General features: G+C 38.9%; 13 protein-coding genes and 3 pseudogenes. 6 read left to right on the top strand and 10 right to left on the bottom strand.

The features are described from left to right. The first annotated feature begins 202 nt into the window (after positions 1 to 202). Entirely contained in the window at positions 203 to 3,106 is a 2,904-nt protein-coding gene (locus I6L31_RS15290; protein WP_005003228.1) for a valine--tRNA ligase, read from the top strand. Positions 3,107 to 3,332: 226 nt separating this feature from the next. On the opposite strand, the gene I6L31_RS15285 is transcribed toward I6L31_RS15290, so the two are convergent. Together I6L31_RS15285 and I6L31_RS15280 are read right to left on the bottom strand one after the other, a co-directional pair. Beyond that, complete coding sequence (locus I6L31_RS15285) at positions 3,333 to 3,914, bottom strand: putative periplasmic lipoprotein (RefSeq protein WP_005003226.1); 582 nt, start codon at positions 3,912 to 3,914, stop codon at positions 3,333 to 3,335. 138 nt (positions 3,915 to 4,052) lie between these two features. Further along, a pseudogene (locus I6L31_RS15280) lies at positions 4,053 to 4,283 on the bottom strand (hypothetical protein); the annotation flags it as partial. A 232-nt stretch (positions 4,284 to 4,515) separates the two neighbouring features. Between I6L31_RS15280 and I6L31_RS15275 the strand changes: the two are divergent. Both I6L31_RS15275 and I6L31_RS15270 read left to right on the top strand, forming a co-directional pair. Continuing rightward, positions 4,516 to 5,703, top strand: a complete 1,188-nt coding sequence (locus I6L31_RS15275) for an ammonium transporter (RefSeq protein ID WP_005003217.1) — start codon at positions 4,516 to 4,518, stop codon at positions 5,701 to 5,703. Between the two features lie 152 nt (positions 5,704 to 5,855). After that, entirely contained in the window at positions 5,856 to 6,659 is an 804-nt protein-coding gene (locus I6L31_RS15270) for a BUD32 family EKC/KEOPS complex subunit (RefSeq protein ID WP_005003215.1), read from the top strand. Positions 6,660 to 6,764: 105 nt separating this feature from the next. Here the strand turns inward: I6L31_RS15270 and I6L31_RS15265 are convergent, their stop codons facing one another. The 5 genes from I6L31_RS15265 to I6L31_RS15245 all read right to left on the bottom strand — a co-directional run bounded on the left by I6L31_RS15265 (position 6,765) and on the right by I6L31_RS15245 (position 12,107). Then, positions 6,765 to 8,084, bottom strand: coding sequence for an ATP-binding protein (locus tag I6L31_RS15265; RefSeq protein WP_228128615.1), 1,320 nt, complete (start codon positions 8,082 to 8,084; stop codon positions 6,765 to 6,767). 20 nt (positions 8,085 to 8,104) lie between these two features. Next, positions 8,105 to 8,779: a DNA-binding response regulator PmrA gene (locus tag I6L31_RS15260; RefSeq protein WP_004990411.1), complete on the bottom strand. Its 675-nt coding sequence runs from the start codon at positions 8,777 to 8,779 to the stop codon at positions 8,105 to 8,107. A gap of 763 nt (positions 8,780 to 9,542) precedes the next feature. Further along, complete coding sequence (locus tag I6L31_RS15255; protein ID WP_005003211.1) at positions 9,543 to 11,054, bottom strand: T6SS phospholipase effector Tle1-like catalytic domain-containing protein; 1,512 nt, start codon at positions 11,052 to 11,054, stop codon at positions 9,543 to 9,545. Positions 11,055 to 11,082: 28 nt separating this feature from the next. Then, positions 11,083 to 11,607: a DUF3304 domain-containing protein gene (locus I6L31_RS15250; RefSeq protein WP_125269144.1), complete on the bottom strand. Its 525-nt coding sequence runs from the start codon at positions 11,605 to 11,607 to the stop codon at positions 11,083 to 11,085. Positions 11,608 to 11,630: 23 nt separating this feature from the next. Continuing rightward, a complete protein-coding gene (locus I6L31_RS15245; protein WP_228738692.1) occupies positions 11,631 to 12,107 on the bottom strand; it encodes a DUF3304 domain-containing protein in 477 nt (158 codons plus the stop codon). 273 nt (positions 12,108 to 12,380) lie between these two features. On the opposite strand from I6L31_RS15245, the pseudogene I6L31_RS15240 reads away from it, so the two are divergent. Continuing rightward, positions 12,381 to 12,898: pseudogene (locus I6L31_RS15240) on the top strand (transposase); the annotation flags it as partial. Here I6L31_RS15240 and I6L31_RS18600 read toward each other — a convergent pair. From I6L31_RS18600 to I6L31_RS15230, 3 genes and pseudogenes are all read right to left on the bottom strand, one after another. Further along, on the bottom strand, positions 12,866 to 13,105 hold the full coding sequence (locus tag I6L31_RS18600) for a DUF2345 domain-containing protein (RefSeq protein ID WP_005003203.1): 240 nt from the start codon (positions 13,103 to 13,105) through the stop codon (positions 12,866 to 12,868). The pseudogene I6L31_RS15240 and the gene I6L31_RS18600 sit on opposite strands and share 33 nt — an antisense overlap. 275 nt (positions 13,106 to 13,380) lie before the next feature. Beyond that, positions 13,381 to 15,297 (bottom strand): annotated as a pseudogene (locus I6L31_RS15235) (type VI secretion system Vgr family protein); the annotation flags it as partial. Positions 15,298 to 15,386: 89 nt separating this feature from the next. Further along, positions 15,387 to 15,737, bottom strand: a complete 351-nt coding sequence (locus I6L31_RS15230; protein ID WP_005003200.1) for a hypothetical protein — start codon at positions 15,735 to 15,737, stop codon at positions 15,387 to 15,389. A gap of 17 nt (positions 15,738 to 15,754) precedes the next feature. Between I6L31_RS15230 and I6L31_RS15225 the strand changes: the two genes are divergently transcribed. Both I6L31_RS15225 and I6L31_RS15220 read left to right on the top strand, forming a co-directional pair. Continuing rightward, positions 15,755 to 16,591, top strand: a complete 837-nt coding sequence (locus I6L31_RS15225; protein WP_005003199.1) for a tyrosine-type recombinase/integrase — start codon at positions 15,755 to 15,757, stop codon at positions 16,589 to 16,591. Positions 16,592 to 16,770: 179 nt separating this feature from the next. Beyond that, the gene (locus I6L31_RS15220; RefSeq protein WP_004699746.1) at positions 16,771 to 18,042 is read left to right on the top strand and encodes a tyrosine-type recombinase/integrase; all 1,272 of its coding nucleotides are present in this window, start codon (positions 16,771 to 16,773) and stop codon (positions 18,040 to 18,042) included.

Raw genomic sequence — 18,042 nt, 5'->3', positions numbered from 1 at the left:
ATAGACCAGTGAAACATTGATCTGATGTAAATTTAACAAGTTTCGATCAAAACATAAACTTTTTTACTGACTCGACAGACTACTTAACCATCAAAATAGATCAGCACTTTTTTGCCACAGTCAATCTGATTGTAACGCGCCATTTTGATTGTTTTTTTGCTACAATAGATGCAATTTTTTATACACTTTTGACTTTTAAATTATGTCTGACGCAAACGCTCCATCTGCTCAAAACATTGCGACCACTTACGATCCGACTGAGATTGAAAAAAAGTGGTATCAAACTTGGGAACAACAAGGTTACTTTAAGCCATCTGGTCATGGTGAATCATTCTGTATCATGATTCCACCACCCAATGTCACGGGTAGCTTGCATATGGGACATGGTTTTAATAATACCATCATGGACGCTTTGACCCGTTATAACCGTATGATGGGAAAAAATACCTTATGGCAACCGGGAACTGACCATGCGGGGATTGCCACACAAATGGTGGTTGAGCGTCAATTGGCCGCGCAGAATGTCAGTCGTCATGACTTGGGTCGTGAGCAATTCATCGACAAAGTCTGGGAATGGAAAGAGCAATCTGGCGGCACCATTACCAAACAAATTCGTCGTTTGGGTTCTTCGGTTGACTGGTCGCGTGAACGCTTTACCATGGACGAAGGTTTATCTAATGCCGTTAAAGAAGTCTTTGTTCAACTGCATGAACAAGGCCTGATCTATCGTGGTAAACGTTTGGTCAACTGGGATCCTAAACTCCAAACTGCCCTATCTGACCTTGAAGTTGAATCGGTTGAAGAAAAAGGCTCTTTGTGGCATTTCAAATATTTCTTTGAAGACAAATCACTTAAAACTCAAGATGGCAATAACTATCTCGTCGTTGCAACCACACGTCCTGAAACCTTATTAGGTGATAGTGCAGTTGCGGTACATCCTGAAGATGAACGTTATCAACATCTGATTGGCAAAAATATCGTATTGCCGATTACTGGCCGTTTAGTGCCTATCGTTGCAGACGAATATGTCGAAAAAGACTTTGGTACTGGCTGCGTCAAAATCACCCCTGCGCATGACTTTAATGACTATGACTTAGGCAAACGTCATGACTTGCCAATTATCAATATCTTCAATAAAAATGCCGAAATTCTGGCTGATTTTGAATTTATTGCCAAAGCAGGCGAACAAATTTCAGCAAGCATTGCTGCACCGACCGACTATATCGGTCTGGAGCGTTTTGCTGCCCGTAAAAAATTGGTTGCACAGGCAGAAGCAGAAGGCTGGTTGGATCAAATTCAACCGTATGACTTGAAAGCACCTCGTGGCGACCGCTCAGGTGTCATTGTTGAGCCATTATTGACCGATCAATGGTATGTCAAAATTGCACCGCTTGCTCAGCCTGCGATTGAAGCGGTTCAAGATGGACGCATCAAATTTGTTCCAGAGCAATATACCAATATGTATATGGCATGGATGAACAACATTCAGGACTGGTGTATTTCACGTCAATTGTGGTGGGGTCATCGTATTCCTGCATGGTACGACGTTGATGGCAACATCTATGTCGGTCGTAACGAAGAAGAAGTTCGTGCCAAAAATAACATCCCTGATGATGTGACGTTACAGCAAGACGAAGATGTTTTAGATACTTGGTTCTCATCAGGTCTTTGGACATTCTCAACACTAGGCTGGACAGGTGATGCCGCCAAAGATAAAGAAAACTATTTCTTAAATACCTTCCACCCGACCGATGTTTTGGTGACAGGTTTTGACATTATCTTCTTCTGGGTCGCACGAATGATCATGCTGACCATGCACTTTATGAAGAATGACGATGGCACAGCACAAGTCCCGTTCAAAACCGTGTATGTACATGGTTTAGTACGTGATGGCGAAGGCCAGAAAATGTCAAAATCGAAAGGCAACGTGCTTGATCCTTTAGACTTGATTGACGGCATTGATCTAGAAAGTCTGGTGGCGAAACGTACTTTTGGTTTAATGAATCCGAAACAAGCCGAAAAGATTGAAAAATCGACGCGTAAAGAATTTCCGGAAGGAATTAATGCCTATGGTACAGATGCGGTACGTTTTACCTTCTGTGCGCTTGCCAATACTGGCCGTGACATTAAGTTTGATTTAAAACGGGTTGAAGGCTACCGTAATTTCTGTAATAAAATCTGGAATGCGACCCGTTTTGTCTTGATGAATGTAGAAAGTCAAACGGTTGCTCAAGAAGCACATCCTGAGCTTTGGGAACTTCCAGAACAATGGATCATCAGCCGTCTGCAAAAAGCAGAACAAGCCGTTCATCAAGCATTTGCAACGTATCGTTTGGACCTTGCTGCACAAACCATTTATGACTTTATTTGGAATGAATATTGCGACTGGTATGTTGAACTGACCAAACCCGTCCTGAATGATGCAGAAGTATCTTCCGAGCGTAAAGCTGAAGTTCGCCGTGTGTTACTTGCAGTGATGGAAGCATCACTTCGTCTAGCACATCCATTGATGCCGTATTTAACCGAAGAAATCTGGCAAACACTTGCGCCGATGATTGGTAAAGGTGGCGATACGATCATGACAGCGCAATACCCTGTTCCTGAAGCAGCAAAAATCAATGAACAAGCCGAAGCAGATATGCAGTGGTTGCAAGGTTTAATTGGTGCAGTGCGTAATATTCGTGGAGAAATGGGCTTAGGGAATGCACGTTTGTTACCAGTATTGCTGCAAAATATTTCGGATGCAGAACGTACTCAAATTGAGCGTATTGAGCCACTCTTTAAAGCATTGGCTAAAGTTGAAAGTATTGAATTTTTGACGAAAGATCAAGAACCACCATTATCGTCTTCTAGTGTTGTTGGTCATGCGTCTGTCTTTGTTCCAATGAAAGGTTTGATTGATCCGAAAGCTGAACTGGGTCGTTTACAGAAAGACTTGGATAAAGTTCAAAAGCAACATGACCAGATTGCCAATAAACTAGGTAATGAAGGTTTTGTGGCGAAAGCTCCTGCTGCTGTAGTGGAAGGTGAAAAAGCCAAGTTGGCTGAATGTGCGGATCAGTTAAGCAAGATTAAAGCGAGTATGGAGCAGATTGCTGCGCTTTAAAATACTTATTCTCAACATAAAAAATACCCATCCTAATTTTATTTAAGATGGGTATTTTTATGTCATTCAGTAAACAAGCTCAAATTAAAATATCATCTAGATAAATTTATGAAGTATCAATTTACATATAACCAATCCATAAGTTCGTTATCTTTTCTACATTAGCTCTCAATTAATTTGGGCTAAGTCCACTTAAAAATATTAAAACATGCATAATCTTCATATTTTATGGTTGTAAATCATTAACAATCGTCATTACAGCTTTTTCGATATCCTCGATTTCATTCTGTGGAGTACCAGTACTAGATAAATCACGAGCTATTTTTTTAAAATTTCCTATCATTCCACCTTTAGATGCTATTTGTTGTTTACGTTGAAACGTTTGAACGACTTCTCCGTTATAAGTAACTTTCACATTGTAAGTAAAAACAGTATCCGCATAGCCACCAACAAGTTTATCTCCACCTATAAACTTTAACCCTTCTCCCATAAATACTCGTTTATGAATTAAGCCTATATCTACTAGTGCAAACCCTGTCGATAGATTAGATATATTCTTATGCTGACGTTCTAGTTGCTTATTTAGCTCATCTACGTATGTTTGCTGAATGTTATCTTTTGTGAGAAAACCTTCCTTTTGCACACTGCTCTCTAACCGAATATTTACGTCATTCAATTTATATTGTTTAGGGTGCATATTGGTGAAGGCAATAATATTTTGTGATTTTTTATCAATATTAGTTGGATTAGATGCACAACCAACCATACCCAAGACTACTGGTAAAATCACCATTAAAAATTTTTTCATATTTTAATTTCACATAAAGATTAATATAAGCATTAACAAAGACTAAGTCTTTGAACGCATCAAAATTCTATCTGCTTTTCAAATTAAATTACATGCATATTTAAAACTGAAATAACAGGATATTTAAACTATGTCTTTTCAAAGTAAAAGCGTTAAATAAATTTGATTACAGATACTTATCAACATCATCCCCAAACAAATCACCAAACACAACGTCATTGCAGCACACAAAGTCTGTAAACTAATCACTGCGGCGATAAGCTGACTATCTGCTTTTAAAACTTTAGTTAAAATATAAGCGGTCGATGCAGTCGGTAAAGCAAAGAAGATCATCATAATCTGGATTTCAAGATGCGATACCCCAAACCACAGATACTTCGTTTACTCATTACCACAAGCACCATATTTGCTCAAGATGCACCACAATTATTGAAAAAATGATGAATCACATCCAAACTGGTGCGTTTTTTGCTTAAAGTTTCAAATTATCAAAGCATGATGACTTTGGTTCCTATTTTTTAGATTTACTAAACCATTTTGGTGCATTAACTCTAAAAATTATGTATTAAAACTGGTTTATAGCACCTATTTTGAGCAAACTATGCAAAATGTAGATCTCTTTTTCTTATTGCTTGGAGCAGTACTCGTCTTAGCCATGCATGCAGGTTTTGCATTTTTGGAATTAGGGACAGTTCGCCATAAAAATCAGGTCAACGCCCTCAGTAAAATTTTGACCGATTTTTCTATTTCAGCAATTGCCTATTTTTTTATCGGCTATTACATCTCCTATGGGCTGCATTTTTTTCACATGGGCATAACGCTTTCGGCAGAACATGGTTATAACCTGATGCGTTGTTTCTTCTTACTGACGTTTGCCGCAGCCATTCCTGCCATTATTTCAGGTGGTATTGCCGAACGAGCCAAGATGCGACCACAAGCGATTGCCACCTTTTTATTGGTTGCTCTGGTTTATCCATTTTTTGAAGGTATTGCATGGAATGGCAATTTGGGTTTACAGAGTTGGTTACAAACACATTTTGGAGCACCATTTCATGACTTTGCAGGTTCTGTGGTAGTTCATGCCATAGGTGGCTGGATTGCACTTGCCGCCGTAATTTTATTAGGTGCACGTCATGGTCGTTATAAAAATGATGGTCGTGTCAGCGCGCACCCACCATCATCTATTCCTTTTCTGGCCTTAGGTTCATGGATTTTAATTGTTGGCTGGTTCGGCTTTAATGTCATGAGCGCCCAGCGGGTTGATGCAATTTCTGGCTTGGTGGCAATCAACTCACTCATGGCAATGGTCGGCGGTACATTGAGCGCAAACTTAGTCGGAAAAAATGATCCAGGATTTTTACATAATGGACCTTTGGCTGGACTTGTTGCAATTTGTGCAGGCTCAGATGTCGTGCATCCTTTTGGGGCATTGCTGATTGGGTTAATTGCGGGTGTGATTTTCGTTAAGTTATTTACTTATACCCAAAACAAATTGAAAATTGATGACGTTCTAGGTGTTTGGCCTTTGCATGGCGTTTGTGGTGTTTTTGGTGGTCTTGCTGTAGGAATATTTGGACAACAATGGCTAGGTGGATTAGGTCATGTTTCTTTTCTATCACAGTTAATTGGAAGTGCTTTGGCTGTCAGTATTGCTTTACTGGGCGGCTTCATTGTCTATGGTGTTTTAAAAATGACGATGGGCATTCGATTATCACAGGAAGAGGAATTTCAGGGCGCAGATCTTTCTATTCATAAAATTTCTGCGAACTCAGAAGAAGGCATGTTTTAGATCAATTTTTTGATTAATTTTTATATTACCTTAGCGGCTCCATTGAGCCGTTTTTTTATACATCATCATTTAAATTTACTCAACAAATCCCATCGTGACAGCACGTATCAATCCGCCTAGAATAAAAGACAGATGATGACAGGATTATATTGATGGGCAATTTTGCAGACTTCTTGAAGGCGTCTATTGATCAACAAAATGAATCGATACAGTCTTATGAGTACAACGGTCGTAAAGTTTGGTTAAAGAAAGCATCTGAGCGTCATGCACTTTGGTTATACACTCCTTTGAGATGGTTTGCCCGCTTGCTTCAACTAGATGCACTGATTCCCGTTCCTAATCGTGGTGGCAAAGAGGTCATTCAATGTGAATATCAACGCCTTACTGCTCTGCAAAAGTTAGGTATCAAAACGCCACAGGTTTTGGCTGTTTCACATGAAGGTATTTTAATAGAAGATGCAGGCTCCAGTGAGCACGAAGTCGTACAACTAGATCATGCCTTAGCCAGAGCCATCAGCTCTGAACAACGCATTCAACTCTATACCGATGCAATTTTGGCAATTCAATCTATACATGCAAAGGATAGTTATTTGAGTGAAGCATTTGTCCGTAATATTTTAGTCGATGAGGATCATCAGTTTACCTTTATAGATTTTGAGACAGATCCGGGAGAACTTTTAAGTTTAAATGAATGTCAGGTACGTGATTGGTTATGCTTTATTTTTTCATCGTCATATCGACTTGAACTCACGGAACTTGATCAAGCAAGTGCTATTTTTTATCAGGCTTTAAATAACAATAAAAAGGTCTATCGTGACATTTGCAATATTGGTCATAAATTGCAGTGGATCTTGAGTTTTAAACCTGAAAAATTAGGCAACGACGGCAAACGTATCCAAAAAAGTATGTTGTTTTTAAAGAAACTAGAATGCCAAGACCCATTACCGATGATTTAAAACACAGTTGATCCATTCGCTTTAGCTCTGATCAATGCTTTAGTCTCTTGGCTTTTTTAAAATCTTTAAATATTTGGGCTTTTAATAGGCTAGCTCTTAAATATCTTAACTTTTTAAGATCTTGGGTAAGCAAACCAAAATACTGAGTCCACCCAATTCTATGCTTTGGGAAAGAATCAGTTGACCACCTAAACGCTGTGTTGCTTTATCCACAATGGATAACCCCAAACCACTGCCCACTTCCAGATGATGATGTACCCGATAAAAACGTTTTAATACCTGATCATAATATTGAGGATCAATCCCCGCACCACTGTCTTCAATTTGCACGCAGGCACAGCTATTTTCATCTTCATAGACGGAAATATTAATCACTCCTGCTACGGGAGTGTACTTAATCGCATTATCAATCAGGTTAAAAATAATGGAATGTACTGTGGGCTCAATACTCACCATTTCAATGTCTTCATTGCGCTCAAAACCCAGATCTATTTCCTTTTCCATTGCTAAATTCATCAATTGCTCAACGCAATTTAAGGCAACATTATTAAGTTGGAAAGTACTGAATCGCTCAAGGCTACTCATTGAGGCATCTTGTTTAGCCAGAGCCAACAGTTGACTGACCAAATGCTGAATTCGCGCGAGTCCTTTGCTCAGATTTTGAAAGGCAGCATGATCAGGAAACTGACTGAGTAGAATCTTGGTTTGCAAATTTAAAGCAGTAATGGGTGTCCGTAACTCGTGAGCGGCATCAGCGACAAATTGTTTCTGCTCTTGTTGAGCCGTCGAAATTCGTTCAAACAACCGATTCATTTCATGAATGGTTGGAGAAAGCTCTTCTGGATAATCTTTTTCATGAATAGGCGCTAGATCATTAGAATCACGCTGTATCAATTCAGATTTGAAGTCATCCAAGGGTTTTAAACTACGTCGAATAATACCTGCCAAACCAATCAAGGCAAAAGGCAAAATAATGACATAAGGGAGGAACATACTACCCGCAAGTTCCAACGCCATCACTTGTCTGACTTTTTCTTGCTGACTGATCTGGATTTGAAAATCTTTGGTCGGCATCACATAAGTACGCCAGATGCCATGGTCGGTTTGCTGGGTATAAAATCCAGCATACTTCACAGGAGGAACCAATAAACGGTCTGCATGACTTAAATGACTTTGATCTTTATAAGCCCAAATATCAACAAATAAATCTTCTTCACGATACACACGATCTTTTTCAAAATGACTGACGACTGCTCCATAAGGTTGAGTCGCAGCACGTTTGGCCAAATATTGCATTTGTGCATCAAGAATTTGATTACTTTCCTGCAATGCAATTTTATAAGCTGAAAATATCAGAACACAGCCGAGCAATATACTAAAAATGGACGTGTACCAGATTAAGCGTCGCTTTAAAGAGTAATGCAGGGCCATAATGGAAAAATTCCTTAGCTGTGACCCAGACGATAACCTAAACCACGAATGGTACGGATGAAATCTTTACCCAGTTTAGAACGTAAATGATGCACATAGACTTCAATGGTATTACTGGTGACTTCGCTATCAAAGTCATACAGTTTATCTTCGAGATTTGCTTTGGAGAAAATCTTGTTTGGATGTGTCATCAGTGGAATTAAAATTGCCCATTCACGATTGGAAAGTTCAACTTCCTGACCTTTGACTGTTGCAACATGCTTTTCGATATTTAAAGTCACATCACCACTTTTAAGAATTTGATCCTGACTTGTGGCCTGGGCTTCCTTTCCACTTCGACGTAATAAGGCATGAATACGGGCCAATAATTCATCAAATTCATAAGGCTTAATCAAATAATCATCTGCCCCTTGATTTAAACCATCCACACGATTTTCCAGTTGATCACGCGCTGAAATAATAAGCACAGGAACAGCCGTTTTTTGACGAATCTGTTTAAGCACTTGCATGCCATCCATCATCGGCAAACCGAGATCAAGCAATACCAGATCAAAACTTTGTTTTGAAAGTTGCGATAAACCATCAATTCCGTTATTTACCCACTCCACATCAAATTGATGATACTTAAGCAAAGTGAGCGTAGACTCTGCAATCATGAAGTCATCTTCAATAATCAGGATTTTAGGCATGGTGTTGGCTCACAGCTAATTAGTTTATTATCAGGATTTATATCAGTATGTCATCTGGCTCAGATCTTCATAAGATGTGAAATATCTGAAGTACAATGACTGCGTATCTGAACATTAAAATGTTTATTTTCATCTATATTTAAACAGGTTATGTTTAAAATGACTAGACCAATATAAATCCTGCACACAATTTTATATTGAATAAATAACGTCAATCATTTTCGGCTTGATGAAATTTTATTTTGACCTAATTGAATGATTTGAATAAATCATCTTGATTTGTCAAATCTACTAAAGTCTCATATAAGCTTAAAAAATGGAATTGGGCATCAACATCATATTCAGATTACATTCACTAATCTAAGAATTTAAGCTTAAAACTCTCTTAAATACATAAAGGTAAGCGTAATACTCAACTTTAATTAGCCTATTGATTTATTGGAATTTAAGCGACAGCCTAGTTTCTCTGGCTGCTGTTCATCTTTGTTCAGCCACTTTTCAGGATGAAATCACTTGAGTAACGGTGCATTCTATAAGCTTTGCAAAAGGTGTCGGCTTAAAACTTGAAGTGGACTGCCTATCGCCCACCGTGCAGAAAATGCTATAAACCACTAGAAAAGTCGATTGAAAGAAATTAATTTTTAAAAATTTGTGCCACATCAATTGAATTAATTTGATATGACAATTTTTATTATGCTTATGATCTGCTTACGCTACATAAACCCCAAAAACAACAAAGCCCCAATAAAGTGCGTTTTCCATTTTAAGTCGGCCTGACGATCCCTCTTGGAATCAAATAATTCGGTGCCTTACCATCTGAAAGCAGGGCTTGAAAGTCATTGGCCCATAGTGCGAAGCCACCAACTGAATCACAAACATAATTTTCAAAGTAGTGAATAACCTCTTTAGGTAATGTCGACTTATTTTCTCTATTTCTAATAATATCGTATGGTCGAGCACCTTCTGGCGCATAGACATTCAGTATTTGACGAATGTTTTCAAATAACCCGTCATTTATCTTTGTAATCGCAGTAATCTTTTCCTTTCTACCAATTCGCTCTCGTGTTTTTCGATGAATAAAACGCGCATATCCGCCTTCACGAATCCATTGATGATAAAGGGCTAGCTGACTTTGCATTTGTTGTTCAAATGAGGAACTACCTTTTACATGAGCCATAAAATTATTCAAATCTTGTTGCCATTGGGGGTTAAAAGTATAGAAGTTTCTAAAAATTATATTTTTTGCTTTTGACTTTTCAAGTTCGTGTATCGTAAAAAATTTTAATCCATAGGCCGTCGCACGATTAAACATTGCATGTAAAGTGATCCTGGATAAGCCTAAATTACGACCTTGCTCCATAGGCATATAGCCTCCCCCCACATTTGAATGTGCCCCTGGAAAGACTTGTTGATCATGAATTAATTCTTTTACATTATTTGCACTAGGTCGTCCTGTTGGAGTAACAGGAAATGACTGTCGCATTTCAAGCGAGGCAGCCAAATGCATACTGTGCTCAACATAACTTTCTATTCGGGTACGATAGATTTGCGGAGCCTTATTTTGCGCAGCCATCCCAATCGATTCCACCGTATCAAAAATACCCAAGAATTTTGCAGTTAATGGCTTACCCCGATAAAAAAGTTTCTGAGCATTACCCGTACCTTGGCTCGTCACATTTGGCGCATATTGTAACCAGTTCATAAAAATACGCGCTTCGGTCGCACCACGTGAAAAGCCAAAAGCGGAGACATTGATTTCCGTAATACCATTTTGTTGATAGATTCTATCCAGATAAGCAACTAACTCAAAAATGGCTTTTTGTAAACGCTGTTGTATTCCAAGAGCGAACCCCAGCCCCATCTTCCCTTGTTTTCCAGTGCCCGTCTCGGAATAGCCCTGCTTACGCCATTGTGGATCAGTGATATCAATTGGACCTTTTAATCCTCTGGCACCATTGGCAACTTTAGATGAATCATATTCTGAATATTTATCAAACTGAAATGCTGTTCCCAATCCCTCATAATAAAATTTTTGTATTCCTTTTTCAGCTTCTTGCTTATGTGCCTCAAATAGGGCGACGACATTACTTTGATTTAGAGTCGTAGCATCTGCATCTTTGTTATTGCCTGTACCATCAAAGAAAAAGCTGACCCATACAGGAACACGACAAGTCTTACAGGGACTTTCGGTCGCTTTACCATCTTTGACCAACACTTTGGCGGAAATCAACATATCACGAACCGAACGGGTTTCATTTTGTATCGCTTGGGTCATAAATGCTCCTATTATTATTTAGTTCATCTTAATCTGGAAACTGTTTTCGGGCCGCTTCATTCTCAGGAATACTGTTCCACATTTGTGGCGAACTTAGAGTTATGCTTTTTGATTTTTCTGCTAGTGCTTGATCAAATAAGTCCTTGCGGAAACTTGGCCAGCGCATACTGACTTCAATGACACCAGTATTATTGGGGAAATAATGCAAAACAGCAAAAGAACGTGGAGTATCTTTCAGGTTTTCTACAGGCACCTTAATATGATATTGCTTATATCCCTCCCCATGGTCGGTATAAAAACTGACTTCAGCCGTATCACTATTTGCCAGTAGATGAGCACAGCAGGCTGTTCCTGAGCCACCGACACTGCCCAATCTTTCTGCTGCCTCTACAATTGTGCTGCCCTTCCCATTCACCTGAAGCTGGCCAAGTTCCTCGGTAGTGTAGTTATAAACCATAAAGGATAAATCTACAGTTTCCGTTTCAGCTTTACAGGCCACCATCATGGGTAACATGGTTAGAGAGATTGCAAACTTTAAGAATTTATTCATCATTTTTCCTAGCTTCTTTGCTGTATTTAATCTGGAAAATCTATTCGGGCAACTTCATTTTCAGAAATGCTGTTCCACATAGTTGGAGAGTCTAATTCAATCGTTTTTGCTTTTTCTCCCACTCCCTGCTCAAACAGGTCCCTACGAAAACTTGGCCTACGCAAAGTGACTTCAATCACACCAGTATTGTTCGGGAAATAATGTAAAACTGCATATGAACGTGGAGTATCTTTTAAGTTTTCAACCGGAACTTTGATATGATACTGCTTATATCCATCGCCTCGATCTGTATATAAACTTACATCAGCTGTATCACTGTTAAGCAATAATGAAATACAACAAGCGGTTCCAGCTTCACCCACACTACCGAATCTTTCTGCAGCACTCGCAATTCGATTTCCTTTACCATTGACCTGAATTTCTCCAAGTCCAGCAGTACTATAGTTATAAACTAAAAAAGTTAAGTCCACAGTTTCCGTTTCAGCTTTACAGGCCACCATCATGGGGAGCCAGAACAGATATAACAGAGTTTTTAAACAATTCATCATATTCAGTCTTCTATAGCTGGGCTTTTTGATATTGCTTGTACCAATGGTCAAGCTCATTCAAATCAATTTCATCTGTTGCTTTTTGGAAACTGATATTCATTCTCTGGGCTTTCAACAATGCTTTTTTAAATGGCCCATCGCTAAGAAGAAACTCACCGTGATCCTAGCCAAAATAATGGACACATAGTCTCTCTAAAGATAACGTAAGGTTAACTTTGGAGATGTAAAATGGCTAAACGCTTTAGTCCAGAATTTAAACAGCAAGCAATTGATTATGCACTTTCAAACTCACACGAGTCTGTAGCTACAATCGCCCAGAAATTAGGTGTGGGTTATTCAACATTAGATAAATGGATTCGTGAGACCAACCCCACTGGTTCCAGCAAAAGACAGCTCTCGCCAGAACAACAGCGTATTCTCGATTTAGAAAAAGAAGTCAAACAACTCAGGGAAGCTAATGATATTTTAAAAAAGGCGCATGTGTACTTCCTGACAGATCATGCCAAGAAAAGTACACGGTAATCCAAGGCCTAGCTGTGACTGAAATTACGGTTTCTTCTGCCTGTAAATGCCTAGGTGTCAGCACTTCGGGCTACTATGCTTGGCGAAAGAGACAGATTTACGTCAATCAGAAGTACACTGATTTAAAAGCTGTATATTGGCAACACCATGCTCGCTTAGGAGCACCTTCATTGGTGCACGACATGCATGATTTAGGTTACTGCATGAGTGAACGTACAGTTGGCATTCAAGTTAATTTCATTCGGAGAAGTTAACTCAATATTCGATTTAACAGAAAGGATCTTAACAACTTCATTCGCAATCATCTCAATAGATTTTTCATGAGTCTGTATTTCCAACTTACCCTTAGCACTAATAATTTGCATAAGTTCTTCATGAGAAAATAAACTCATCCCTTTTTGGCTGGCAATAACAGTGTTTTGATCACTCACTAAATTGATATTTTGTTTGGCAGAAATATAAGTATTTTACTGACTTTGAATCATTACATTTTTAGAAGAATTTAATGTGATATCTGCTGGACTCGTTAAAATAATAATCGCTTCTTTTAAGGTTTTAACCTCTTGATCTTTGCCAGAAGCTTCGAGCGCTTCAATACTTTTAGTTAAGGTTGCAAGTGCCTCTAAAGCCATAACCTTATGTTCTTTTATATTTTCATTTAAAGTCTGATTCCACTCTTCATGTATTTTTAAATCAGCAATTGTCTGATCAATATTTAAAACATCATCATTCGCATTTTTTTGTTTATACGTTGAAAGCAGTAGTCCATCACCAGCACGAACTGCCCCCCATTGATCACTACGTAGTTCAAACCCCTCACCACGACCTTCACTTTCAGCCGTTTCCTTTGGATGGCTTAGATTACCGAGGTTCAGTTGGGTTACACCGTGACTACTGTGTAATTGGGCACTGATTTGTCCAGTCGTATCATCAAAACGTAGTTGGTTATAGCCCTCGCCACCAACTTCTTTTGAACGAATTCCGCTGAGTTTTTTTGTATCGGGCAACTGACCTTTAATATCAAATTTGGTGGGTGAACGTTGCGCTTCATGAATACGTCCAGTCACAAATGGGCGGTCAATATTGCCATCAAAAAAGTCAATTACTACGATTTCATCTTTACGTGGTAAAAAGCGCGCACCATAGCCTTCGCCCGCCCACGGAGTGAGCACATCGACCCATGCTGAATCAGTATCACTGTCATTCGATCCCGCACCACCATCATGTGCATGGTCTTCTGTACGGGTAAATAGAAAGCGAACCTTGATTCGCCCCCATTTATCAACATGGATTTCTTCACCATCACTCACCACTTTGGCACGCTGCACATGCGCAGTCGGTCGGTGAAGTAACGGATCATATTCAGGCACAATCGCAATCGTTCGACGTACTAGCATTAATTCATTGGCTTGGCGTTCGTGCTCGCTGTCTTTACTGATTGGCCAATGGCTAAGATTGAGTAATTTTTCGACTTGCTCCTTTATATCTTTCGGAAGATTGTTCTGGTTATAAAAACGCTTAGTTAAAATTAGAAATTCTTTATCATTCTGACTATGATTTTTTTCTAATTCTGGATGATCATTCAACTGAAACCAGTGACCAACCTGAGTATCTCGAACACTACTATGTGCAGTAAAGTATTTCGCCTGTAAAGCCTGATATTGATTGAGCTGCTTCTTGAGTTTCTCTAATTGATTATTTCCTGATGCTGTTGCCTGATCCTCTCCATTTAAATCAGCAATCCATGCTGGTGAAATGTTCCAGACTTAAACTTTCATTATCTCGCTGGGTACTGTGTTGATGTGAACTGAGAACTGAACCACCGGCATCTTCTTGACTTAGACTATCTGCTTGCCAACGTTGCACATGTATAGCCGTAGGCTGTAATTGGCGCTGGGCAATAAAACTGGTAATACTGTCAGCCTGCTCAACCGCATTGGAACGGTGGTAACGAATAGATCGGCGTTCAAGCGCCTTAAATTGTGCGTTATCATCAATCAGACGTAACTTTTGGGCTTCGATACTTTGACTTGAACTCGCAACAATATAATTCGACTCATCAATTAAAAAGTTAATCGACTCTTCGCGTAATAATCGTGTTAAATATTCATAATCGCTTTAAAGGGCGGATATCATAGTTTTGAGTTAAACCACTGGTATCTAGTTTCAGACTAGCGGCAGACAAAGGGCTTTTGCTTTGCCATTCCTTGAAAATAATTTCGCAAATATCCACCGCACTTTTATTCATAAATACGCGGCTATTGCGTCTTTTATGCCATAAGCTGGTGGCATCCTGCATTGTTAGTCGATAAAGGCTCAATGCACCATCACTTTGTCCCTGACTAGCCCCTGTAATAATTCCAGTTGTTCTAAAGAGTTGTCCGTAATCTGTAACTTGATCAACGGCAACTTGGTTACCAATAAATTGTTTTAATTCGATATAGGGATTTGTAGATAGACAGATCAGTTCTAAGGAGAGTCCCTCATTAATACCATGATAACCATCAACACGTTGTAACATGATTTGAGTATTTAGGGCTGCATTTGAAAACTGAATACTAATGGCACGTTTTTGAGTATCAAGACCTAATTTTTCCAAGACTTGATAAATATTATTTAACATTTTTATAAAATATTTGATCAATATTATTGCATTTTACAAATATAGCCTTCCCATGTCCATACAACTCTGTCTATTTATGACAATTTACGTCATATTTTTGATTGCAGTTTTTTTAATAAAATTCGACGATATTTAATCTGCTCTTTACTAATTTGATATTCTTGTTGCAATTGTTTTATCTTTAAATTCGTTAATGGGATGGCATGTTGCAAAACCCATTTTTCTATTTTCCCCTGCCCAATCGTTTCTTCTATCTTTAATTTTCGACGTAATGCTTTACGTGCATTATGAATTTCTTCGATTGTTATTTTGAGTTGTTCAGCAATTTGTTTAATGGTCATCACTGGATTAAGAATCGTATCACGATGCTGATAACGCCCGAGAATACCTTTATAACCTTTCAGACCATAGGCAAGGCACCAAGCAAAAGTATCTATCAATTTTGGAACGGCTCAGGATGCCGTTATTTGCTGACATGCCAATTAATACGATCACCAGCCAAATGTTGCGTAGCGCGGTGAATGGACGTGAATGGACTTCAGCGAAGACTAGAAATGATGCTTTGATTCCATTACGCGGCGCATTTGAGTTAGCGCATGACGATGAAATTATTGATAAGAATCCATGCGATCGATTGAAGAATCAGAAAACTCAAGAAGCTGAACCTGATCCATTTAATGAAATTGAAAGGGAAAGAATACTGAACTGGTTAAGAGAGAAATATCTTGCAGACTACCCAACTGTGTATTGGTATTTTGTGGTGGCATTTTGGACAGGTTGCCGTCCATCAGAAATTATCGCACTCACTTGGCAGGATGTAGATTTTTTGAATAAGCAGATTCACATCAATAAAGGTCGTGTGAACGGCGTTCAGCAGGGAACCACTAAAACCAATAAAGCTCGATTTGTAGATTTGAATGATTTTGCATTTGAAGCATTCCAACAACTCAGATTACTAACTTATCTCAAATACGAGCATGTATTTATCTGTGATGAGACTGGTGAGGAATTTACTACGCAAAAATCATTGAGTGAAAAGTTTGTAGCCTCACTGAAAGCGAATGGCATACGCTATCGCCCTGCCTATAACACTCGTCATACTTATGCGACTGTATGCTTAATGAATGGACTTAATCCGGTCTATGTGGCTTCACAGCTGGGTCATAGTTTGGTGATACTCATGAAGCGTTACGCGAAGTGGATTAACTCGGATAAAAACAAAGAAGAGATAGCTAAAATTTCGAATAGTGCCAAAATTGTGCCAAAGAAAAAGGGAATCAAACTATATATTTGATTCCCTTTAAAATATTTGGCGGAAGCGGTGTCCGTCTAACACCAATCCTAAGAAGTCCAATCCAATATTATAAATTAATATTTTTCAATTAATTACAATTACACCCATCCAACTCAGTCTTGTCTAATCCGACTATTTCCAGTATTTTATGAGGGGTAATTTGAGGGGTAGACAATAACATGCCAAAGAAAGCTAAAGAGCTATCTGCGCTTAGTGTAGCAAAAATTAAAGAGACTGGTCGATATCACGTAGGTGGTGTTGATGGTCTTTGTTTAAACGTCGAAGGAACTTCCCGTGTCTGGATTTTACGTGCGGTGGTGGGAAAACATCTGGATAAAGATGGAAAATTAAAACCTCATCGACGTGATATTGGTATTGGTCCATACCCTGAAGTTTCTTTAGCTGAAGCTCGTGCTAAAGCCACTGAATTAAAATTACAAATACGAAGTGGTATTGATCCAATTGTCCATCAACAGGAACAGCTTGCAAAGCTTCATGTTCAGCAACTACGGAACAAAACATTCATGGAATGTGCAAAAGTTGTTATTGCCAATAAAACCCGTGAACTCAAAAATGAAAAACATATTGGACAATGGTCATCAACACTAGAAACTTATATTTACCCAACTTTGGGCAATCTTACTATTAGTAACATTACCAAAGCCGATATTGCTGAAGTTTTAAGACCTATTTGGGTTGAGAAAAACGAAACAGCCAAACGTATCCGTGGTCGTATAGAAACCATTTTTGATTATGCCAAAGCAATGGGATATTTTGAGGGTGACAACCCTGCCGAATGGAAAGGCAATCTTGAACCTATATTAGGTAATTTAAAGCAGGAATCACGCCCTCACCCATCCCTGCCCTATGAACAGGTTGCTGAGTTTATCCAACACTTAAGACAGAAAAAAGGAATTTCACCAAAAGCTCTGGAATTTGCAATTTTAACCGCCTGTCGCTCTGGTGAGATTTTTGGGGCGAAATGGCAGGAAATTGATTTTAAGAATAAAGTCTGGATTATTCCTAAAGAACGTATGAAAGCAGAAAAGGAACATCATGTGCCTTTGTCGAAAGAAGCGATAAGTTTGCTTGAATCAATTCAAAATCATACTCTAATTCAAGATTTCATCTTCCCTGCGCCACGGAGTGGTGAGATGCTTTCTGATATGTCTTTGACGACCCTAATCAAACGACTGCATGAGCAAAAGCTTAAAGAAAATGGCTTAGGCTATATTGATCCCAAACAAAACCGAGTCATTACAACGCATGGCTTTCGGTCTACTTTCCGTGATTGGTCGGCAGACAAAACAGATTACCGTAGAGAAGTGTGTGAACATGTTCTCGCACACAAACTTCCAGATAAGGTTGAAGCTTCTTATTTACGTGGAGGCTATTTAGAAAAACGTAAAGGCTTAATGGCTGATTGGGCAACATATATCATGCACAAATAG

The sequence above is a fragment of the Acinetobacter septicus genome (assembly GCF_019355975.1).
GTDB lineage: Bacteria > Pseudomonadota > Gammaproteobacteria > Pseudomonadales > Moraxellaceae > Acinetobacter > Acinetobacter ursingii.
This window is presented reverse-complemented; position numbering and strand designations above follow the sequence as displayed.